Source organism: Ulvibacterium marinum (genome assembly GCF_003626755.1).
Taxonomy (GTDB): Bacteria; Bacteroidota; Bacteroidia; order Flavobacteriales; family Flavobacteriaceae; genus Ulvibacterium; species Ulvibacterium marinum.
The window spans coordinates 1639395-1661810 of the sequence record NZ_RBCJ01000001.1; the positions used below are offsets into that span (position 1 = coordinate 1639395).

Annotated in this window: 21 protein-coding genes; 5 read left to right on the forward strand and 16 right to left on the reverse strand. The window is 42.2% G+C overall.

Going from position 1 to position 22416, the window contains the following annotated elements; genetic code table 11:
* Positions 1 to 2 precede the first annotated feature (2 nt).
* The 3 genes from D7Z94_RS07085 to D7Z94_RS25610 form a co-directional block, all read right to left on the reverse strand.
* On the reverse strand, positions 3 to 1754 hold the full coding sequence (locus tag D7Z94_RS07085) for an aromatic amino acid hydroxylase (protein ID WP_120710908.1): 1752 nt from the start codon (positions 1752 to 1754) through the stop codon (positions 3 to 5).
* Positions 1755 to 1872: 118 nt separating this feature from the next.
* Positions 1873 to 2445 (reverse strand): DUF4136 domain-containing protein, encoded by a 573-nt coding sequence (locus tag D7Z94_RS07090; protein WP_120710779.1) that lies wholly within the window; start codon positions 2443 to 2445, stop codon positions 1873 to 1875.
* Positions 2446 to 2525: 80 nt separating this feature from the next.
* Entirely contained in the window at positions 2526 to 2684 is a 159-nt protein-coding gene (locus D7Z94_RS25610) for a DUF5522 domain-containing protein (protein WP_158594597.1), read from the reverse strand.
* A gap of 208 nt (positions 2685 to 2892) precedes the next feature.
* Between D7Z94_RS25610 and D7Z94_RS07095 the strand changes: the two genes are divergently transcribed.
* Genes D7Z94_RS07095 through hemL form a run of 4 tightly spaced genes read left to right on the forward strand, consistent with a single transcriptional unit; the run spans position 2893 to position 6277 of the window.
* Complete coding sequence (locus D7Z94_RS07095; protein WP_120710780.1) at positions 2893 to 3225, forward strand: hypothetical protein; 333 nt, start codon at positions 2893 to 2895, stop codon at positions 3223 to 3225.
* Between the two features lie 9 nt (positions 3226 to 3234).
* A complete protein-coding gene (locus tag D7Z94_RS07100) occupies positions 3235 to 4146 on the forward strand; it encodes a 1-aminocyclopropane-1-carboxylate deaminase/D-cysteine desulfhydrase (protein ID WP_120710781.1) in 912 nt (303 codons plus the stop codon).
* 11 nt (positions 4147 to 4157) lie between these two features.
* Complete coding sequence (locus D7Z94_RS07105) at positions 4158 to 4997, forward strand: glucosaminidase domain-containing protein (RefSeq protein WP_120710782.1); 840 nt, start codon at positions 4158 to 4160, stop codon at positions 4995 to 4997.
* Complete coding sequence (gene hemL, locus D7Z94_RS07110; RefSeq protein WP_120710783.1) at positions 4997 to 6277, forward strand: glutamate-1-semialdehyde 2,1-aminomutase; 1281 nt, start codon at positions 4997 to 4999, stop codon at positions 6275 to 6277. The genes D7Z94_RS07105 and hemL overlap by 1 nt, the downstream gene beginning before the upstream one ends.
* A 46-nt stretch (positions 6278 to 6323) precedes the next feature.
* On the opposite strand, the gene D7Z94_RS07115 is transcribed toward hemL, so the two are convergent.
* The 4 genes from D7Z94_RS07115 to D7Z94_RS25615 all read right to left on the reverse strand — a co-directional run bounded on the left by D7Z94_RS07115 (position 6324) and on the right by D7Z94_RS25615 (position 8796).
* The gene (locus tag D7Z94_RS07115; protein ID WP_245967153.1) at positions 6324 to 6806 is read right to left on the reverse strand and encodes a GyrI-like domain-containing protein; all 483 of its coding nucleotides are present in this window, start codon (positions 6804 to 6806) and stop codon (positions 6324 to 6326) included.
* Positions 6807 to 6856: 50 nt separating this feature from the next.
* Positions 6857 to 7543, reverse strand: coding sequence for an aquaporin Z (aqpZ, locus tag D7Z94_RS07120; RefSeq protein ID WP_120710785.1), 687 nt, complete (start codon positions 7541 to 7543; stop codon positions 6857 to 6859).
* A 459-nt stretch (positions 7544 to 8002) separates the two neighbouring features.
* A complete protein-coding gene (locus tag D7Z94_RS07125) occupies positions 8003 to 8449 on the reverse strand; it encodes a Spy/CpxP family protein refolding chaperone (RefSeq protein ID WP_120710909.1) in 447 nt (148 codons plus the stop codon).
* A 170-nt stretch (positions 8450 to 8619) separates the two neighbouring features.
* Positions 8620 to 8796, reverse strand: a complete 177-nt coding sequence (locus tag D7Z94_RS25615; protein ID WP_158594598.1) for a hypothetical protein — start codon at positions 8794 to 8796, stop codon at positions 8620 to 8622.
* A gap of 600 nt (positions 8797 to 9396) precedes the next feature.
* Between D7Z94_RS25615 and D7Z94_RS07135 the strand changes: the two genes are divergently transcribed.
* Complete coding sequence (locus D7Z94_RS07135) at positions 9397 to 9795, forward strand: hypothetical protein (protein ID WP_120710787.1); 399 nt, start codon at positions 9397 to 9399, stop codon at positions 9793 to 9795.
* A 57-nt stretch (positions 9796 to 9852) separates the two neighbouring features.
* Here D7Z94_RS07135 and D7Z94_RS07140 read toward each other — a convergent pair whose 3' ends face one another.
* From D7Z94_RS07140 to D7Z94_RS07180, 9 genes are all read right to left on the reverse strand, one after another.
* Positions 9853 to 11283: an SLC13 family permease gene (locus D7Z94_RS07140; RefSeq protein ID WP_120710788.1), complete on the reverse strand. Its 1431-nt coding sequence runs from the start codon at positions 11281 to 11283 to the stop codon at positions 9853 to 9855.
* Between the two features lie 102 nt (positions 11284 to 11385).
* Entirely contained in the window at positions 11386 to 12780 is a 1395-nt protein-coding gene (locus D7Z94_RS07145; protein WP_120710789.1) for a c-type cytochrome domain-containing protein, read from the reverse strand.
* A 12-nt stretch (positions 12781 to 12792) separates the two neighbouring features.
* Positions 12793 to 13668: a sugar phosphate isomerase/epimerase family protein gene (locus tag D7Z94_RS07150; RefSeq protein ID WP_120710790.1), complete on the reverse strand. Its 876-nt coding sequence runs from the start codon at positions 13666 to 13668 to the stop codon at positions 12793 to 12795.
* Between the two features lie 84 nt (positions 13669 to 13752).
* Positions 13753 to 15264: a DUF1501 domain-containing protein gene (locus D7Z94_RS07155; protein ID WP_120710791.1), complete on the reverse strand. Its 1512-nt coding sequence runs from the start codon at positions 15262 to 15264 to the stop codon at positions 13753 to 13755.
* A gap of 4 nt (positions 15265 to 15268) precedes the next feature.
* Complete coding sequence (locus tag D7Z94_RS07160; RefSeq protein WP_211341753.1) at positions 15269 to 18010, reverse strand: PSD1 and planctomycete cytochrome C domain-containing protein; 2742 nt, start codon at positions 18008 to 18010, stop codon at positions 15269 to 15271.
* A gap of 113 nt (positions 18011 to 18123) precedes the next feature.
* Positions 18124 to 19815, reverse strand: coding sequence for a lysine--tRNA ligase (gene lysS / locus D7Z94_RS07165; RefSeq protein ID WP_120710793.1), 1692 nt, complete (start codon positions 19813 to 19815; stop codon positions 18124 to 18126).
* Positions 19816 to 19853: 38 nt separating this feature from the next.
* Positions 19854 to 20588, reverse strand: coding sequence for an SGNH/GDSL hydrolase family protein (locus tag D7Z94_RS07170; protein WP_120710794.1), 735 nt, complete (start codon positions 20586 to 20588; stop codon positions 19854 to 19856).
* A 106-nt stretch (positions 20589 to 20694) separates the two neighbouring features.
* On the reverse strand, positions 20695 to 21240 hold the full coding sequence (locus D7Z94_RS07175; protein WP_120710795.1) for a thioredoxin family protein: 546 nt from the start codon (positions 21238 to 21240) through the stop codon (positions 20695 to 20697).
* A 98-nt stretch (positions 21241 to 21338) separates the two neighbouring features.
* Positions 21339 to 22397 (reverse strand): response regulator transcription factor, encoded by a 1059-nt coding sequence (locus tag D7Z94_RS07180; protein ID WP_147415845.1) that lies wholly within the window; start codon positions 22395 to 22397, stop codon positions 21339 to 21341.
* Positions 22398 to 22416: the final 19 nt, after the last annotated feature.

A 22416-nucleotide genomic window follows, 5' to 3' on the forward strand; every position in this document is an offset into this window, starting at 1 on the left:
AATCAAAGAATCAAACTTTTATCCACTAGCCTCAGACCGTCATCGATCAAATGACCTACTTTGGGATCGTTTTGTTTTATACCTTCCAAATGTACCAAGATTTCTTGGGCAAATTGGGTATCGCCATTGGTCTTGGCCAATTCATAGAGCTCAACGGGCAATAACCAGTCCTCGGGATAGTTTTCCCTAAGTTCTCCAAAGACCTTATTTCTGGAGATGGTCGTGTTCTTTCCTTCCCTAAAATGACGAATTTGTTCGTAATACTGTTCCAGTTTTTTGCCTGAACTGGATATTTCGGGTTTTAAGGTAGTGGAGGAAACAGTATGCGTAATCAAGTCAAAACTCTCAAGGTCGGCAGGGCCATTGAAAGCCGATACGATTTCCTGCCCTATTGCCATGTTATAAAGATTTTCCTTGGATTCGAAAAGGGTGTCGCCTCTGTGTGTTACCGTACAATTTTCGAAGGTTATCAACAGTATTTTACCTTGAAGGTTTCTGGTTCCGGTGATGATTTTACCCTTAATCGTTATATTCCCCTCAAACTCCAAGGAAACTTCCTCACCCTCAAATATGTTATAAGCCTTGAGGTCTCTGGGACTCATATCTTCAATCGCCAGGTTAATGCCCTTAAGTCTACCGATAGGTGTGCCGAAACCATCGGGGTGGTTTAATGTACCGTGCCCTACCAACTCCTTTTCTCGATAGGACAGGGCGGTTTCCCCTTGGGTCTGTAGGTACACGGGTTTGCTATCATGGGCAATTACCTCAATAAAATTCCCCGAAATCTGGAGACCCGTACTAAGCTCTATGGTTCCCAGCTCCTTGGAGTCGATCAATTTTTGAATGCCTTTTAGTCCTCCTTTACGCAGAGCCATGGTGTTCGCAAATTCTTCCAAAACTTGGCTTAAATAAGCGAAATCCGGGGTTACGAAAAGTTGGGGCTGAGGTTGGGTAATATCGAAAGAGATATGTGCAGCTTCAACGGAATATGGGATTTTCTTTACCTTATCGGTCAGACACCATGTACTCTCACCAATAGAGGAGAGTAGACCTGCGCCATAAATTTTGGGATTGTTCACCGTTCCGATGAGTCCATACTCCACGGTCCACCAGTGAAGATTTCGTATTAAGGCCATTTCGCTGGGCTCACCCATATTTTGCTGCAATTGCGCAATATGACTTTCAGCTTCATCAATATCGCTTTTTGGTGTTCCCAATGCTTCTTTAATAATGGAAAGATGCCGTACGGCCTCATATAACTCAAAATCCTTGGCACTGGAAATGGCCTTGCTACCAATTTCCCCGAAACGACGTAGATATTCGGCATATTCGGGATTGGCAATGATAGGGGCATGACCGGCTCCTTCATGGATGATGTCCGGAGCCGGGGTATATTCAATATGTTCCAATTGCCTAATATCAGATGCGATTACCAATACATTGTAGGCCTGGAATTCCATAAATGCCGATGGTGGAATAAATCCATCAACGGCCACTGCGGCCCAACCGAGATCTTTTAAGATTCGATTCATACCGTACATGTTGGGAATATGGTCTATGGATATTCCGGTTTTTTTGAGTCCATCTACATAGGAGGTATGGGCAACTTGACTTAGGTAATCCACATTTTTTCGCATCACGTACCGCCATACCGCCTGATTTATGGCCGTATATTCCTCATATTTCTGAGGTTTTATATATTGTCTTAAATGCCTGGGCAGCTTATCCAGGATGGCATTGCTTTCATAGGACATTATAGTAAATCTATTTTCTTTAAAGTTACGAAATAGGAAGGTCAACTTTTTGGAATCCAAAATTTTTGACAAAAAAAACCCCTCTCATAAAGAGAAGGGATTGTATGGGATAGGTGTATTAATTTACAGCCACCGCATCGGGCGGATATTGCTGTAATATTTCAGACACAAATTCCTTGATGCGTTCTTCTTTCTTATTGATATCCTTAATGTTGTTTAAGTTCCCGACACCTTTTCCTTGCCAAACCAGTTCCCTGGTACCTGCATCGATAAGGTCTATATAAAGTGAGCCTTCCGTTCGTGTGCTTACTTGGCTACCGCCCCAGCCGGCTCCCCATCCAGGTCCCCACATCCAAGGGTTCCAACCCCAGCCCCAACCCCAGGCGCCCCAGTTGTTGTTGTAAACATCCACTTGTTCTTTTTCTTTGGTAAAGATGCTTACCAATAAATCAGGTTTTCCGGATTTTACGAATCCTCTATTGTTCATTTCATCTTGAATTGCCTTAAGAATGCGCTTTTTGTCCAAATCGGATATCTGAGCCTGATCAATTCCAGTTTTATAGAATGCATAGGATTTGTATTCGGTGAAGTTTGTTTCCTTATCATAATCGGACAAAACTTGGACCGAAGAACAGGAACTTAAGAATAACATTACAAATAACGGGATTGCCAGTGTTTTAACTTTTTTCATAACAAAGATTTTTAATTATTCCAAACTGAGGCTATTAACTTTAAAACAAGTCTCAAAAATCATGCCGAATACGGGTAAAACTACCGTAAATTGGTTTTTGGATTATAACCGTATGGACAATGTCTACAGCCACTCTCACAGCAATACCCTCTTTTGAGATGATATTGTTCGGTGAATACTTTGTAGCCTTCTTCGGAGAGGTAATAATCACCCTCTTCCAACGGAATAATCTCCTTCATTTTAGTCTCGACTGGAATAGTAGTCTTTTATAAAAATACATGATTTTATTGTGAATAAAAAGGCTTTACATTCACCACAACCATAAATTTAACAGTCATTGGGAGCTTTTTGTAGCTTCTATTACAATTGTTGGCAATAAATCCATTTTAACGAGAAGTCAACGTTTTTAACAATTATCTTTGTTATAGACCGTTTTAAAGCTGATTTATGATTTTAGTCTTTAAACACCTCTTTTACAAAAACTATGTAGGGCTATCCCTTTGGCCTTTCATTTTTTTAAAGCACAATGAGCTTAAAAAGGACGCTGTGCTTATAAATCATGAGAAAATACATTTGAGGCAGCAACTGGAACTATTGATTTTACCCTTTTATATCTTTTATATCCTTGAATGGCTTTTAAGGACCGTACTATATTTGAATACGTATAGGGCCTACCAGAATATGAGTTTTGAACGTGAAGCCTATCACAATGAGAAAGACCTCAATTATCTGGACCGCAGGAGGCCATTCAGTTTCATGAACTATTTTTTTCGTACGTAAGCCTTTGGTGTGTTTGTGGAAAATCAACCAATACGCCTACCTGTCCTTACAGATAATAAAATATCCCTCTTTATCAAAAGGGAAGACCTTATCCATCCGCTCATTTCAGGTAATAAGTATAGAAAGCTCAAATACAACCTTATCAAAGCCAGGGAGGATGGCTTCGATGCTCTGCTCACCTTTGGTGGAGCTTATTCCAATCATATCGCAGCGACAGCCTATGCCGGTAAAGTGCATGGGTTTAAGACCATCGGAATTATTCGGGGTGAGGAACTGGAAGAGAAATGGAGGCTTAACCCTACCTTAAAATTGGCCAAGGAGCATGGAATGCAGTTTAAATTTGTCTCCAGGGATGTGTATGGAGATAAGGACAATATCCATTTTCACCGTGAATTGGAAAACGAGTTTGGATCGCATTATTTGTTACCGGAAGGCGGAACCAATGCATTGGCCATAAAAGGTTGTGAAGAGATTTTGACCCCTAATGACAATGATTGCGATGTGCTTTGTTGTTCCGTTGGTACAGGAGGAACCTTGGCTGGAATTAGCAATGCAGCCTTGCCACATCAGCAAGTTTTAGGGTTTCCGGCATTGAAGGGCGATTTTTTACAGGAAGATATTCGTAAATTTGCGCGAAAGGAAAATTGGGTTTTGCAAACAGCGTATCATTTTGGAGGTTATGCTAAAGTATCCAAAACTCTTGTAGACTTTGTAAATGATTTTTACAAACAAACTCAAATACTACTTGATCCCATTTATACAGGAAAAATGATGTTCGGACTATTGGATATGGCACAAAACAAAAGCTTTAAACCAAGAACAAGAATTTTAGCCGTACATACGGGGGGACTGCAAGGTATAGAAGGAATGAACCGTGTGCTAAAACAAAAAAAATTACCGTTAATCAATGTACACGATTAAATTGGGGTTCTATGATTAGAAAAGGGGCATGGATCATTGTCTTGGGTGTTTTGTTTATGGGCTGTAAGGCAAAAAAACGCACTACCTATGGAAATGGAAAAAAAGGGCAATCGGCAAAAACCGTCAAAACAGGAAAGACCCAAAAAGCCGACGATGGTTTATATCCTTTGCCAGAAGATACCGGAAAATTCGTGAGATTTGAGATTTCGTCCATTTCAGAGTACATCGACACATTTTCTGAAATTGCCCAATTTGAAATGAAGGCCTATGGAATACCGGCTAGTATCACTTTGGCCCAAGGACTTCTGGAAAGTGGTTTTGGTAGGGGCGAGCTTGCAAAAAAGACCAATAATCATTTTGGAATAAAGTGCCATACGGGCTGGCAGGGGGATTATGACTTTCATGATGATGATGAGCGGGGCGAATGCTTTCGCAAATACAATCATCCTATGTATTCCTATCGGGATCACAGTATTTTTTTGGCGAACCGCTCTCGCTATGCCTTTTTGTTCAACCTACCCCCAAACGATTACAAGCGTTGGGCAAAGGGACTAAAACAAGCAGGTTATGCCACGGATAAGCGCTATCCCCAAAAATTGATTCAATTAATAGAGCAACACCGATTGCATAAATACGATAGGGCCGTTATTCGCAAAAGATATGATAAAAAAGAGGTGGTTGAAGTATCCCAAAGGAATATTTACATAGTCAAAAAGGGCGATACCCTGTATTCCATATCCCGAAAATATCTTGTCTCAGTAGATGAATTAAAGCGCTGGAACGGCATTAGGGGCAATACCATCTCAATAGGTCAGGAACTTACCATAAAATCTACACAAATCAACAAATAATGCTGTATCAAAGAAGTAGCTCCTTGTTCGCGGAGGCCAAAAAATATATCCCCGGAGGGGTAAACTCCCCTGTCCGTGCCTTTAAGGCGGTAGGAGGAGACCCTATTTTCGTTAATGAGGCAAAAGGAGCTTATTTATATGATGAGGACGGGAACAGGCTTATCGATTACATTGCCTCATGGGGCCCCTTGATTTTGGGGCATGCTTATGCCCCTGTGGTCGACGCGGTAATCGATAAAGCGAAAAAGGGAACTTCCTTTGGAATGCCAACGGAAATAGAAACCGAGTTGGCCCAATTGACGGTATCCATGGTGCCGAATATTGATAAGATTCGCTTTGTAAATAGTGGTACCGAAGCATGTATGAGCGCCATTCGCTTGGCACGGGGTTATACTGGTAGGGACAAGATCATCAAATTTGCGGGTTGTTATCATGGGCATTCGGATTCCTTTTTGATACAGGCAGGAAGTGGGGCGGTTACCTTTGGTACGCCAAACAGTCCCGGGGTTACCCAAGGGACGGCCAAGGACACCCTTTTGGCCCCGTACAATGATTTGGAAAGTGTAAAAGCATTGACTCAAGCAAACAGAGGTGAAATCGCTGCGATTATCATTGAGCCTGTGGCGGGTAATATGGGCTGTATTGTACCCCGGGAGGGCTTTTTGGAAGGTCTTCGGGAACTGTGTAACCGAGAAGGGATATTATTGTTGTTCGATGAGGTCATGACAGGATTCCGCTTAGCCAAAGGAGGAGCACAAGAAGCTCTGGGCATCAATGCGGATATGGTGATGTTTGGAAAGGTAATCGGCGGCGGGCTACCTGTAGGGGCTTTTGCTGCCCGCTCGGAGATTATGGCACATCTGGCACCGGAGGGGCCCGTATACCAGGCGGGAACCTTAAGTGGAAACCCTCTGGCCATGGGTGCAGGGTTGGCCATGCTTACCCAACTCAATGAACATCCTGAAGTTTTTGAAAGTTTGGCGGACAAGACGGAACACTTGTATGAAGGTTTTGATAATGTGCTGCGCAAAAAAGGTATTCCTTATCAAATCAACCGTTTTGGAAGTATGATTTCGGTACATTTCACAAATGCCCCGGTAATGGATTTTGAGACTTCGGCCAAGGGAAATAACGAGACTTTTAAAAAGTACTTCCATGGGATGTTGGAAAAAGGGATTTACTTACCGCCCAGTGCCTTTGAGAGCTATTTTTTAAATGATGCCCTGAGCTATGGCGATTTGGACGAAACCATTGCAGCCCTAGATGCCTTGGATTTGTGAAGGGTGTTTAAATAGCGTCAAGCCCTATCGTATGGATATTCCGAATTTATGCCTTTCGTATCGGAATCCATAATTCTTCCTCCGAATTAGGGTCTTCATTTTTGTATTTTTCGCCCATAATGGCAAAGTGGGGCCTACTGTCCAAAAGATAATCCGAATTGGGGATCCAGGTTCCAAAAATGTAGGCATACGCCTTAGGTGCCTCGCTTGCCTTTCCTTTATAAAGGAAAACGGCATAAAGCCCCTTTGGGATTTCCAAAGGTTCCATAGCACTTGGGATGAATTCCAAATGCGATACCGGTACGGCGGCCCATTTTTCGAATAGCTTTTCCGGACTATAATATTCAAAAAATAAGGTTTCGTTGTAAACTTCAACTGAAAAAAGTTCCGTGCCTAACCTATTTTGGATTCGTCCTATTTGGGGCATAAAACCTTGCCAAAGTTCTAGTGTCCGGTTAGCGGTAAGGGACATTTTCAACCGCTTCCCAATGAATTTGGTAGTAGGGAATAGTTCTATTCTAGGTTCCACTTGCCATTTCTTTTTCGTCCGGGCAATTTGAAAACAAGGATAACCTTGTTCTATTCCTTTTCGGGTGAAATGAATTTGTAAACGAGTCCGGCCAAAAGAGCCCCCAGAATGGGTGCTACCCAAAACAGCCATAATTGACCGATGGCCCAATCACCTACAAACAAAGCTTGGCTTGTACTTCTTGCCGGATTTACCGAGGTATTGGTTACGGGAATACTTATCAAGTGGATGAGTGTAAGCCCCAATCCTATGGCCAATCCCGCGAATCCTTGTGCCGCTTTGGAATGTGTTGCTCCTAAAATAATAATCAAAAACATAAAGGTCATGACGATTTCAGTCACCAAAGCAGCGACCAGACCATATCCTCCAGGAGAGTGTTCCCCATAACCATTGGCGGCAAAACCGCCCAGCTCAAATCCAGGTTTTCCACTTGCAATTAGGTATAGGATACCGGCCCCGGCAATACCGCCCAAAACCTGCGCAATGATGTAAGGGAGTAGTTCTTTTTTTTCAAAACGGCCTCCCATCCAAAGCCCAATGGAAACGGCCGGATTAAGATGACATCCCGAAATGTGCCCAATGGCATAGGCCATGGTTAAAACGGTTAGGCCAAAGGCAAGGGCAACGCCGACAAATCCAATACCCAATTCTGGATAGGCAGCGGCTAAAACGGCACTCCCACATCCTCCCAATACGAGCCATAAGGTTCCGATAAATTCTGCAACTAATTTTTTCATAATTCTCTGGTGTTAATGGTTATTATTGTGTGTTTATTACCCAGAAATATAGTGAAATTGTGGGACAAGGCATGTATGGATTGATGCAAATCATGGAATATAAACCTCCGTCTAGAAGAGTTTTTGGCAATAATCCAAGGGATGGAGCAGGCGTTTGCCCTATTGATTGATGACCTGAGGTATTTTGTGCCTCTTAGCAGGCTTATGTTTTTGAAGAATTTGCTGAAGCCTCGGTTAGAGCTTCCTATGGCTTTGTAGATACCATTTCATGTAATAGGGGTAAGCCAAATATATACGATAACATAGGGAACGCCTAAAAACCCATATCATTCGTCATTACGAACAAAGTGAAGTAATCTGTTTATTTCTTCCCAAGAAGCTACAGATTGCTTCGTACCTCGCAATGATAGAAAATGTGGGGTTTTTAGGCATGCTCCTCACACTAGGACATAAAGCCCGTTATCGTCTACCTCTTTTGCCCTCGCTCCGCTCTTTTCCACGCATTTTTCTTTTATGGAAATGCAATTTCTCCCATTTTTCATATTGTTCCGGGGAAAGAATCGCTTTTATTTCGGCCTTATGGGCAATCTGATTGTCCAAATGTTCCAATTGCAGTTCATAGCGCTCCTCTGAGGTCGGTTTTTTGGAATCACCGCTTTCTTTCCTTGCCTTTCGTTCTTCCATTTTAGCCTTGCGAAGTTTGGCGTTCTCCAAATTTAATACCTGAACTTGCTTTTGTTGTGTGTCACTGAGGTCCAAGGCCAAGGTCATTTTTTTGGTGTGTAGGGTGGCGATCTGTTCCGGGGTCAGGTCCTTCATGGCCTCCCTATGATGATTTTTTTGCCCTTTTTGCGCCATAACAGTTGCTCCTGCCAATAGCATAACTAATACTAATGTTTTTTTCATGTCTTTATATTTTATGATTTTCAGAAGTAGGACTTGGAGATTAAGAAGAGGTTTAATCATGGTAGTGAAGTTTGTGATTTCTTTAACGAAGCGCAATAGGCAACTACATTAAAAGAAAAAGGTGCGGATAAACTCCACACCTTTGGTTGTAATATATTGATTTTGGTTGGTTATTTCAGGGTATCTTCAAATACTTCGGCCTGAGGCGCATAATTTTCCACATCTACCTTAACTAATTCTGGAGATTCTTTTTGATTTTGCAAATCTTCAGGCTCTACGATGTAATACATAGCAGCAGAGGCCATAAAACAAGTGAAATAAAGTAAACTTTTAATTTTGGGGGACATAATTATTGATTTTTTTGATTATTTCTCTAAGATAGACCAAGGAAATCCCCAAAAGGAACCAATGTTGTGAAATGCATAACTTGATGGGGTGAACGAGCCAAATTCTGTGGTCACCACTATTATCACTTTCCGATTATCGTGTTGGGATTCATAACATCGGATTTTTAGGCCTTTTGGTCGATAGGAGGTCGAAAAGGCTTAAAGTTTTCATAAAAGCGTAACACTTTGAATTAAGGATAGTCTTATAGACAGAGAATCTTCATTTTAGAGTTAATTTGAATTAGTCAAAAAAGGGCCGGCTTTTCGGCCGGCCCCTTTTTTCCGGAATTGACCGAAACAGAATACCGACTAAAAATGAAGAGTATAGAAATTAACAAAAAAATAACGCAAAAGTGGATAAACTCCATTTGGCAAAAATTAGGATATAAAATTGAGAAGAACGTAAAAAAAATTAAGCTATAGTATGGGGTTGGCAAATAAGAGGCCTTTACATTGACAACCCTATTTCTAGACATTTTTTGAAAATTTGTCCAGAGCTTAAAAGAGGCAATAATTGGTTTTTATAACGTTATATCCTTTCATACAATTAACCATATCGTTATGAGTTTTAAAAGAGCAACCCTAAGTATCGCAATTGGTCTATTATTTGCCAATGGAATATTGGCACACCGACCAGAGAAAGAATTTGACATTAATAGTATAACCTATATTGAGGAAGAAGCCCAAGTTGACCTCGGGTTTGACACCGCGGATTATTTGCCGGAAGGTTTCGATCCGTATACCATATATTTTGACCTGAATTCCGTTTCTTATATGGAAGAAGAGGGACTGCCGCAGCTTGAGGAGTTAAAGATTTATCTGCCCGCAGACTTTGATGCCTATGCCGATCCAAGTTCGGTGGAAGGAATCAATTATATGGATTCCAGTGATGATATCGAAATGGATTTTGAGACGGCAGAGTACTTGCCTGAGTCATTTAACGTTTACCAGAGAAAGTAAGAGTACATTAAAAATAGATGAACGGGCCCTGGGCAATTTGTCCAGGGCTTTCTTTTTTCAAAAAATCAAGGGTAATATAAATTGGAACATCAAGATCAAAAGCCCAACCGCAATAAGGTTAAGCATTATCCCTACCCGGGCCATTTGATGTACCCTTATATAACCACTTGCAAAAACGATCGCATTGGGCGGAGTGGCCATAGGGAGCATAAAAGCGCAGCTACTTGCTATGGTTACCGGAATCAATAAGTACAAGATAGGAATTTCGAGGCCTATCGCAATACCGGCCACTACAGGGGCCAAAACGGCTACCAGAGCTACGTTGCTCATTAATTCGGTCATAAAGAGCATTAAAAAAATCAGTAGCGCCGCGGTAAGCAAAATGGAGATTTCACTGGCAGCTATGGCGTTGGCCACCATATCCACTATACCACTTACGGACATCCCTTTCGCCAAAGCCAACCCACCGCCAAAAAGAATCAAAATGCCCCAGGCCAATTTTGAAGTATCTCGCCAATGGATTAAAAAATCACCCTTTCTCAGGTTGTAAGGAGCCGCAAAAAGGGAAATAGCGGCAAACATACTAATGATGGTATCTGAAAGTCCTAAAGCGGGAAATATTTTGTTGATAAGGGTTCTAAAGATCCACAGGAAAACAGTGATGCCAAAAATGACCAAGACCATTTTTTCCTTTCCGCTCGTTGGCCCTAATTTTTGAAGCTCGGAATTGATAACTTCCTTGGACGCCGTAAACTTTAGCTGTTTATTGGGAAACATCCATTTCACCAATACCAAATAGCTGATAGCGATCATAACGAAAGAAAAGGGAACCCCGATAACCATCCATTTTAAAAAGGATATTTCAATGTTATATTCATTTTCCAAGAGCCCGATCATAACAGAATTGGGAGGTGTGCCGATAACTGTGGCAATACCGCCGGCATTGGCAGAAAAGGCAATCCCCAACATCACGCTAAGGGCGAAATTCTGATCGTTTTTGGTAAAACCATCGGCATCATTGATCAATAATCCAATAACGGACATAGCAATAGGTAACATCACCACGGTACTGGCCGTATTGCTGATCCACATACTTAGGGATGCCGTGGCAATCATGAATCCCAGTACCACTTTATTCGGAGTAGTTCCTGTTACCTTTATAATACTTAGGGCAATACGTTTGTGCAGGTTTACCTTTTCCAGTGCAAGTGCCATAACAAAGCCACCAAAGAAGAGGAAAACTATGGGGCTTCCATAATTGGCCCCTACATCTGTCATCGGCATTACCTTGAGGATGGGAAACAGTAGCAAGGGCAGAAGAGCGGTTACCGATATGGACACCGCTTCGGTAATCCACCAGATGACCATCCAGACGGCAACGCCGATGACGGCATCTCCTTGTTCGGAAACCAGCTGAAAAGGTAGATTGATTATGACAAAAAATAAAATGGGGCCTAAAAAAAGACCTAGTTTCCTACTGATTTCCATGAAGGTAGATTAATGCCCCTAAACTATGTTTTTTCTTTTGGTTTTAAAAATTTGTGTTTGGGCAAACCTGCGCTTTTCCATCTATGAATTGATGCCATAGGCCTAATAAATTATAGAATCCGATGGGAGGGGCGGTAGTTCGTAATTGCCATAATCGATAGTTATTTGACCATCTTTCAACCTTCGGACACCCTCTCCCTCTACCTGGGTACCAAAGACATAGGCAATTTCCAGATTTTTGAAGCTTTCCAAGTTTCGCAAATAAATTTCTTCTAAGTGAGATCCGGTCAAATTAATGGATTTAAGATGCTCCAAAGAAGCGAGCAACTCCATGTTTTTCCCTGTAATTGCTGTGGCGTCCAATTTCAATACGGTCAAGTTGGTCAGGGTCGCCAATTTTTCAAAAATGGCATCCGTAATTTGGGTTCCTCCAAGATCTAATATGGCAATCTGCTCTTTGAGGGGCATTATTATTTCAAAATCGGAATCTACAAAGGAAGGTTTGTTAATACAGGAAACCTCTAAAAAATTGGATGCTTTACTGATGTGTTCTACATGAAGCCCATGGCTCTTTATAGCGTTGATAGTATCTTGGGAAGCAGCTGCAATTTGAATATCAGGGTAATCGGCATTGTGTTTTTTCGGGAAAAATGATAGGAACAATTCCTTCTCCATCCCGAGTTCCCCTATGGCACCCTCAAAAGGGTTTCCGATACTCAACCAAGCTTTGATTAACTCGATTTCCTCTTGGGTGGGTTGCCTTTTATCTTTGGGCGGCATATGGTCCTCGTCATTCTTAGGTAATACCAGTCGAGTATACAACTCACTATTTTCGGGATTATTGGTAATTATGATTTCCCCATTTTCACCACCTTTTAGAAGTACTTCAGGTGTATGCAATTGCAGTTCTCCCTTAGTTTTCTTTTTTCCGTGGCAGCTTACGCAATTATTGTTTAAAATAGGTTTTACAACATCATCATAAATTAAGGCTTCTTGCCAATTTTCTTCATTCAAAACAATGGGTTTTTCTTCAAAGGTCTCAAAACCCAAGGCCGATTTTATATGATTGGGAAGTGGTTCTACCAAATAATCTTCCCCGTGTGTAATATTACCTCCTTGATGACCGGTAAAGGAAATCAATACAAAAAATAGCACCGCCAATACCGCGATGGGCACTTTACCCAAAAAATCGATTCGTTGTATTTCCTGTAACTTGGCATACATCAAAAAAGAAAATAATGCTGTTGCGATGCCCGACCATAGATGCCATTTCACCGTATCAAATGCATAGCCTTCTCCGAGATATTGCAAATAACCGGTAATACAGGCCAGGGCTGCGCTGATTCCACCCCATAGGTACACAAGTGAAATGACTTTAGTGTATTCCTTACGTTTGCGATCATACCATTGTAGTAATAATCCAAGAATGATAAATCCTATGGGTAGATGCACCACAAGGGGGTGAAGCCTACCCAGTAACTGTTTTAGAACGTCCATAAATCTTTTTGGTTAATCAATATTCAAACGTTCTTTTAATCGCATCATCATATATGTATTGGCTTTCCATTGGTCCGCTACCGGAACGCGGGTATAGGGTAAGGTTGGCATATAATCGGCAGGGCCGAATTCAGTAGTGATGGTGTACACATCTTGGGTTTCCCATTTTTTACGTATCACCTTTTCCCAGATATCCAGATGTCGGTCCAGGGCTTTTTTCCATTCCGGGGCCTCCGGATCGTTGACCTGCGGCCCTTCGGCATGCCCCACACGGGCATGGATATGATGGGATCGGTCAATAACTTCACTCAATTCTTCATTTTGATTTTCTAAGAGCGATTCATGGACGACCATCCAATGACTAATATCCAAGGTTAATTTCAAATAGGGAATTGCTTTTAAATAGGCCTTCGTATCCGGTAGGTTAAAACTGAACCTTCCTCGATGTGTCTCATGATAAATGGGAACGCCACTTTCTTTGGCCATGGCATTGGCAGCATCAACAAAGGCCTTGTTCTGCTCAAAGGTAAAAAAGTCGTTGCCTGTATGACAGTTAATGTACGCGGGTTCCCAGGATACCAAAACCTTGAAATGTTCGGTATAGGATTTTAGACTCTCTTCAAAAGGCAATGACTTATTGGTTCCATTTAAAAATCCGACTTTCAACCCATATTTTTTTAATGCAGCTTTCAACTCATTTTGACTTTGCTCGGTAGATGGGAACCAGGTTTCAAGCCCGTCATACCCAGATGCCTTTATGCGTTTGCAGAAGCTATCCCAAGAGGTAGTTCTACCCCAGTCGGTTTGAAAGAATTCTAGCTGTTTTTTTTGTTGCGAATGCGTGAGGAAGGATATGCAAAATAGGGCAAAGAGAAAACGTCTTTTCATTTTTTTGGTTTGGTATTTGAGTTCATTTCCTGTCTTACCCTTAGCGTTCCAACTTTACCCTTACTAAAATGAGGGAGTCTAGGATTACGCTAAAATTTCTTTAATAAGTTCTCCTTCTACATCGGTCAATCGAAAATGTCTTCCTTGAAATTCATAGGTAAATTGTTCATGATCAAAGCCCAGTAGGTGTAAAATGGTGGCATGAATATCATGTACCGAAACCTGACCTTCTATTCCGGAAAACCCAATATCGTCTGTTTTGCCATGGGAAACCCCTTTCTTGATACCCCCACCAGCCATCCACATGGTAAAGGCATCTCCATGATGATCACGACCTTTGTAGGCCATTTTTTTATTGCCCCGGTTCTCCTGCATGGGTGTACGGCCAAACTCACCGCCCCAGACTATTAAGGTTTCGTCCAATAGACCGCGTTGTTTCAGATCTAAGATTAGCGCGGCAATTGGCCGGTCTATTTCCCCACATTTATTGCGTAGGCCTAAATCGATAGATCCCTCACGGATATTCCCATGAGTATCCCATCCCCAGTCAAAAAGCTGTACGAAACGTACGCCATCCTCGACTAATTTACGGGCCAAAAGACAGTTGTTGGCAAAAGATTCCTTGCCCGGTTCAACGCCGTACATTTGTTTAATATTTTCCGGTTCATTGTTGATATTCATGACCTCCGGTACTGCTATCTGCATACGGTAGGCCATTTCATATTGGTTTATACGTGCCAAGATTTCCGGGTCGGCATACTTGGCATATTCCTCTTTATTGATTTTGTTGATGGCATCAATAGTACTTTTTTTAAGATCTCGGGTCATACCATCGGGATCTTCTATGTAGAGTACGGGATCTCCTTTGGAGCGGCATTGAACACCTTGGTAAACGGACGGTAGAAATCCACTGCCCCAGACACTTTTCCCGGCATCAGGAGTATTGCCACCAGAGGTCAACACTACAAAACCGGGAAGATTCTGATTTGGAGAACCCAATCCGTATGTGGCCCACGCACCGATACTGGGCCTGCCCAATCGGGCACTACCCGTATGCATAAACAACTGCGCGGGGCCGTGATTGAATTGATCGGTATGTACGGCCTTTAAAAAGGCTACTTCGTCCACCACCTTCTTAAAATGGGGCATAAAGTTTGACACCCAATTTCCTGATTGCCCCTCTTGTTTAAACTCGGCCTGAGGCCCCATTAATTTTGGAGTCCCCTTGATAAAGGCAAATTTCTTTCCCTCCAACAAAGATTGTGGGCAATCCTGTCCATGATATTTTTGGAGTTGCGGTTTATAATCGAACATTTCGAGTTGCGAGGGCGCTCCTGCCATATGTAGGTAAATAACCGACTTTACCTTTGGGGCAAAGGGAGGAGCCAAAGTAGCCAACGGGTTTAGGTCGCGTTCGGAAAATGCCACGGTTTTTTTCGCCATGGGTTTAGCCAAAGGATCGCAACCCATAAAAATGGAGCTTAATGCCAAACCACCCATACCTTGAGCACAACTCTTTATGAAGTGCCTGCGGGTTTTGGCCTGTGTCTCTCGCACGATCTTTTCTTGGATCAATCTCTGGATATGGTCTTCCATGGGGTTAGGCTTTCGTTAAAAATTCATCCAAATTCATAATGGCATTGGCTACCACGGTCAGGGCACTTAATTCTGGAGTTGGTTTATCATCAAAATGTAAAAAAAGTACATTGGCTTCCTCATTTTCCCTGAATTCTGATAATGACTCCTCATACAATGCCTTTAACGCCTCCAATTTGTTCGGTGAAATATCGGTATAGGTTGCCCTTTTATAGCTTTGGGCGATACTCTCGTCTACATCATCGGCGACCTTGGTATTCTTTGCTAGCGTATACGACGCTTCTAAGTAAACCGGATCGTTCAGGGTTACTAAGGCCTGTAGGGGTGTGTTGGTGACGATTCGGCGAATGGTACAGACCTCCCTGCTGCCGGCATCGAAGGTTAAAAACGAGGGGTAGGGGCTAGTACGTTTCAAATAGGTATAGACTCCTCTTCTATACCGATCTTCTCCTTTGCTTTCTTCCCATTGGGCCCCGTTGTAAACGGTTTGCCAGACTCCATCGGGCTGCGGGGGCATTACCCCTGGACCGTACATCTTGTCACTTAAAAGTCCGGAAACGGCCAACGCTTGATCGCGAATGGCCTCGGCTCCCAATCGAACCCTGGGACCTCTGGCATACAATTCGTTATTTGGATCCCTTTGATACATTTCAGGGGTGCTCTTAGAGCTTTGGCGATAAGTACCCGAAAGCACAATTTCCTTTATCAACGCTTTCATGCTCCAATTGTGCTCGTTCATCAAACGCAACGAGAGCCAGTCCAGTAGGGCAGGGTGGGAAGGAGCATCGGATTGTGAACCGATATCCTCGATAGTTGGGACCAAGCCCCTGCCATAAATTTGGTGCCATATCCTATTTACCAAAGTCCTAGCGGTCAAAGGATTTTCTTTGTCAACGATCCATTTGGAAAAACCTAATCGGTCTTTGGGCCATTCCGTATTCCACTTGCTAAGGCTTTCAGGAGTGCTCGGTTGAACCGTATCGGTCTGGGAAAGCCAGCTACCACGATCAAAAACCTGGGTGGCACGCTGCATATATGATGGGTTTTCGGCCAAAATAGGTACGGTGACAGCCATGTTGGTATTCAAGGTCTTCAGAAAAGTCTTGTTTACGGCAGACCATCCAGGTTTATCCTGTCCTGGCATATCTTCTAAAAACGCAATCCAATAGATATTGATAATATTGGCCTCTTTGGCCGCCGCATTATTTTGCGTTTCAATATAAAGATTGGTCTTACGGTCTATCTTTTTTATTGGAAATTGGGATGTGGTGTTATTTTTCGCCTTATTAATGGTAAACTGCCCTAAAATAGGACCGTTGGCATCCCCTTCACGTATGGTCATCCGAGTGCCGTCATAGTGCGAACGATAGTTTAAATATACATAACCGCTGTTGTTGGTATAGCCGTTTTTCAGGATGCAATTGCCATCATCCCATAGTACCACGGAAGCATGATCATCGTAGGACCCATTGGTAATTTCTTGAAAAATATGCGATTTATAAACGGGTTCGGTAAACTGCATGAAGTCTTTGTAGGTCTTATGCTGTTTTATAGTACCATTTTCCGTAATCCAATTCAATACCTTATCAACGTCTTTCTGCTGTTCTGGGGTATAAAACTTGAGCACCGGACCCTCGCTTGGGGTATCTTCGTCCCTTGTGTTGTTAAAAAAGGCCATGAGCTTATAATATTCCTCGTGCTTAAACGGGTCATATGGATGGCCATGGCATTGTACACAACCTATGGTGGTACTCTGCCAGACTTCAAAGGTGGTATTCACCCTATCAATGACCGTGGCCACTCGATATTCTTCATCATCAGTGCCCCCTTCATCATTATTCATGGTGTTTCTATGGAAAGCAGTTGCGATGAGTTGATCGGTACTCGGATTCGCTAGAAGGTCCCCCGCCAATTGCTCCAGGGTAAACTGATCATAAGGGAGATCCCTGTTAAAGGCATCAATAACCCAATCTCGATATTTCCAAATGGATCGGCCCATATCTTTTTCATAGCCTTTTGAATCTGCGTACCGGGCAAGGTCCAACCACCAAGTAGCCCATTTTTCCCCGTAGCTCTTTTGTGCCAGTAAGGTGTCTGTCAAGGCTTCGTAGGAAAGTGCTCCGCTTTCGAACGCTTTCAATAATTCCGTGCTAGGGGGTAATCCGGTTAGGTCCAAGGCGAGTCTTCGGGCAATGATGTTTTTCTCAGCCGCTGGATTGGGTTCCACTTGTTCACTTTCCAAGCGGGTAAGGATAAAATTATCAATGTTGTTCTGGAGGAAATCGGATGATTCTTCAAAGGTAAATCCGGCTTCGTTGGTCAATGTGGGTACGTCTACTTTTTCTGGAAGCGAATAGGCCCAATGTTGGCCCCATTCTGCCCCTTGGTCTATCCAGCGCGTTAGGAGGTCTATTTCCTCATCCGATAGTTTGGGCTTTTCATAAGGCATGCGAAGTTCTGGATCTTCTTCCTTCAATCTTTTAATGAATTCGCTACCTGAGGCATCCCCGGGAATGATAGCTGGTTTTCCGGATTCTGTAGCGGCAAAGGCCTCCTTTTCAAACAATAGGCTAAACCCTCCATTCTTTTTGACACCTCCGTGACAAGTGATACACCTATTATTGAGTATGGGTTTTATTTGTGTGCTAAAATCAACTTTTTCGTTAGGTTTAAACGAATTCCAGAGAAGGGCAATGGCCATTAGGGCCATACCAATGCATATTCCTATATAAATCTTCCTTTTCATGTACAATCCAATGATTTGGAACGGCTTATAAATATAGGGATATTTTGAAAAATCGGGTTTTAAAATTACGCAACACTGTGCAACTAAAGCCTGATTTTTAAAAGAGCTGAATCTTATTCTTTCAACATTACAATTTTTGAGTCGCCTTCAACTACAACCTTCACAAGCCCATTTTTGGAAAGTGCCTTCATAGATCTGTCCCATTTTTTGCCGCTGAGCCCGGCTTGGGATTTAAGTTCGCCTAAATCCATATTCCCTTCCGGCTTTAAAAGGGCTACTATCGTTTTTTCTTCCTCAGTCAGCTCTATCTGCTTTTTCTCGGGCCGCATTTGAGGGAAGAACAATACCTCTTGAATGGAGGAATTATTGGTCATAAGCATTACCAAACGATCTATGCCAATACCAATGCCGGAAGTTGGGGGCATGCCATATTCCAAGGCCCGTAGAAAGTCCTGGTCAATGAACATGGCTTCATCATCTCCTTTTTCAGATAGTTTTAGCTGCTCCTCAAAACGTTCACGTTGATCAATGGGATCGTTTAGCTCGGAATAGGCATTGGCTATTTCCTTCCCATTAATCATGAGTTCAAAGCGTTCCGTCAAGGCCGGATTGCTACGGTGCTCCTTGGTCAAAGGGCTCATCTCTTTGGGATAATCGATAATAAAGGTGGGTTGTATATACTGGTGCTCACATGTTTCGCCAAAAATCTCATCGATCAATTTGCCAATACCCATGGTTTCATCCACCTCTATTTGTAGCTTCCGTGCCACTTCCCTGAGTTGGGTCTCATCCATTCCGGCAACATCAAAACCGGTATGTATCTTTATCGCTTCCAAAATGGGAACCCTGGGATAGGGAGCCTTAAAGTCGATTTCTTTTTCATCAACCTTTACTTTAGTGGTGCCGTTAGCATCCAAAGCCACTTTTTCCAATAACTGTTCGGTGGTTTCCATCATCCAATTATAGTCCTTGTAGGCGACATATAATTCCATTATAGTAAACTCGGGATTATGGGTACGATCCATACCCTCGTTCCTAAAATCCTTGGCAAACTCGTAGACACCATCAAATCCTCCAACAATAAGGCGCTTTAAATACAACTCGTTGGCGATGCGTAAGTATAATGGAATATTCAATGCATTGTGATGGGTCAAGAATGGACGCGCGGCCGCGCCACCAGGAATGGGTTGTAGAATAGGGGTTTCTACCTCAAGATAACCTTGCGCATTTAAAAACTCCCGGATGCTATTGGTTATTTTAGTCCTTTTGATAAAGGTCTCCTTAACGGATGGATTTACGACTAGGTCCACATAGCGCTGGCGATAGCGCAATTCCGGGTCGTTGAATTCATCGTATAGATTTCCTTCTGAATCTTTTTTTGGTAAGGGCAATGGGCGAAGAGCCTTGCTTAACAGGGTAAAGTCTTTTACCATAACCGTTTTCTCTCCCACCTTAGTAGTAAAAAGCGCTCCTTCTACCCCAATGATATCACCAATGTCCAGCAACTTTTTGTATACCTCGTTGTATAAAGCTTTGTCCTCACCCGGACAAATTTCATCGCGATTAAAGTACACCTGAATTCGGCCAAGACCATCCTGTAATTCCGCAAAAGAAGCTTTTCCTTGGATACGGCGAGACATCAACCGGCCCGAAATAATTACTTTTTTCCCTTCAAGATATTCTTCCTTTATTTGCTTCGAGGTTGTATTTACGGGAAACAGTGCTGCAGGATACGGGTTTATACCCATTTCCCTTAATTTCTCCAATTTGTCCCTCCTTATAATCTCTTGCTCCGAAAGTTGCATGTACATTTAATTAAGGCTGCAAATATAGGCCCTTTGCCTCAATCTTTCAATTTGGATATGGCATCTGGAACAATCCGATCCAAAAACATTTGATAAGCCTTTTCCGAAAGATGAAGATTGTCTCTGGCTACCAAGGAGATGTCTTCCAGACCATTTCGGGAGATATCCGTAATATCAACAAATGGAATGCCGTTCTCTTCCGTGATTATTTTTGCAAAATTGTTATAACCATCAATTTCATCAGATATATTCTCAAAGCCCAGGTTCTGTCCAAACGGGGTATAGGAATAATCGGGGATGGAAATCACCACCACTCGCTCAGGATTGTCGCCTGCCAAGTTCAAAGCCCTGTTCAGGAGCTTCGGAAATTCGTCTTCGTACTGCGAAAAAGGACGATTTTGAAATTGATTATTCACTCCGATCAATAGCGTGACAAAATCGTAGCTATCTTCCAGTGTTTCCCCCTCCAGGGCATTGATTAAATTGTCCGTGCGCCACCCTGCTCGGGCAACTACTTGCACTGTTACCCCTCTAGTAAGTTCACTGGCCAGGGTTTGTTGTAGCTGCCGGGGGAAACTTTGTAATGTGTCTATGCCCGTTCCTGCCGTATAACTATCGCCTAGCGCAAGATAACGAATGGAAGTGCCAGGTGAAATCTTCTGTTCAGGTTCCAACATGTCAGTAGCTACTGCTTCATCTGTACTACAGGCAAGCCCGAGTACCGTGAAAAAAACAATTAAAAGAAGATTACCTTTCAACAGTCTACTAAACATTTCGTATTCTTAATTGGATATAGGTACAAATAGCAAAAATACGCCGAAAAATTAGTTTGGTGCCGAACTGCTACGTAGGAGGACTATTGAAAGATAATTAAGAGCTCTATTGTTTCATTACAGCATAGTTGGGTATATACTCACCTCCGTTTAGGATGAGGGCCATATCTTCTTCAAGGGATTCTACAGGACTTTCCACAATTCTATTGACCTCTTTTCCATTTTTGATGAATAGGATCGTGGGCACTTTTTTAATGTTCTTGCCCCTTTCTTCTCCCCCCGGACTTTTTTTGTACCACCCTTTTCTTCGATCTAACGCTACGACCTCTAAATTTTCCAGAGGAAAATTGGCCTCCTTTAAAATTTTTATAAACCGAGGTACTTCCCGCTTGCTATCCCCGCACCATGTACCCAAAAAGAGTTGTATTCGATAATGGGACAATTTCTTACTGAAAAGATGAACCAAGGTTTCATCCACTCCATAATCTTGATATGATTTTTGGTACCATTCCCGATAAGGTTCTTTTTCAAAGACGTTTAACGTTATTTTACCCAAAAGGAATGAATTTCCGTTTTCCGGGGTGATTTCCTGATTTTGCCCGTTCAAAGCCATACAAAACAATGTAAAAAATAAAAATGCACTAGTTCTCATGATTTTCGGTTTAAAGTTTAGATGCCGAAAATCACGGATTAGCGATTAGATCCAAAAAAAGTGGCGTTGGAAATAGGGACTAGACCCCAGGTGGATTTTCAATTTTGATTCTCAAAAAGCCCTTTGATATCGTCTCTTTTGGAAACGTCTAGTTTTTTATACAAATTGTTGATGTGCGTTTTTACCGTACTGACGCTAATAAAAAGGTCCGTTGCAATCTCCTTATTGGTCTTTTCCTTTAAAATCTCGTCTACTATTTTCTGCTCCTGATGGGTAAGTTTCTCCAAAATTCCCTTTTTGGCCATTTCTCTGGATTGTCTTTTTTTCATCAACAAATAAATGTTCAGTAACAGGGAAAGTAATAAGGCAAAGGCCAAAATCCATTTCCAAGTAAAAAGACTTGCCCCTTTGTTGGACGCAATTTGTTTATCCAGGTCAATTTCGTTTTCATAAAGTTGGGTATAACTGGTTTCAGGATATACTTTTTTTAAGCGTTCAAGTAGATTACCATAATACGGGTTTTCATTGAGGTCTTTTAAGTAATAGGGGTAAGTCTCATTTCTTCTATCCGATAAAAAATCGTAAATAAAGAGTTCTGCCAAGGGCTCATGAAGACCAGTACCGAAATTCTGTAGGTTGGCAAACCATTTCTCCGAGTTGATTTTTTTATTGGCCTCACTGTTAAAATCGTTGAAATCCACTATCATTTCCTCCTTTAGGGTCGCTATTTCCAAGAAATTATCGGAAGAGGGATTTGTGGAAACGATCTGACAAAATGTTTGTCCGTAGGCCGATTTTGAAAAATTCAAAGTATCCGTATTGTTGGCTATAAAAAGTACACTTTGGCTAAAATCACAAACCCCGAGTACGTGAGGATTTTTCGTAGACTCCATCTCACAACCATCCACGTGCAGCCTGTAAATCCGATTTTCTTCCGGAAGATTGGTTCCCTGAAAACTAAACCGGCCCAAGGAGTCGGTCTCTGTTTTGCGAATAATTTGATCTGTATAAATTCGGGAAAACTTTCTGTAATCCTCTATATAAGAGAGGTACACCGTTTTGCCTTCGTCAGGGTTTATGTGTCCATCAAAACGATATTGCCCCTGACTTTTAAGGATGGTAAAACAGATTAGAAAAAACAATATTCTTGTTGACATAAAAAAGGAGTCATATAAG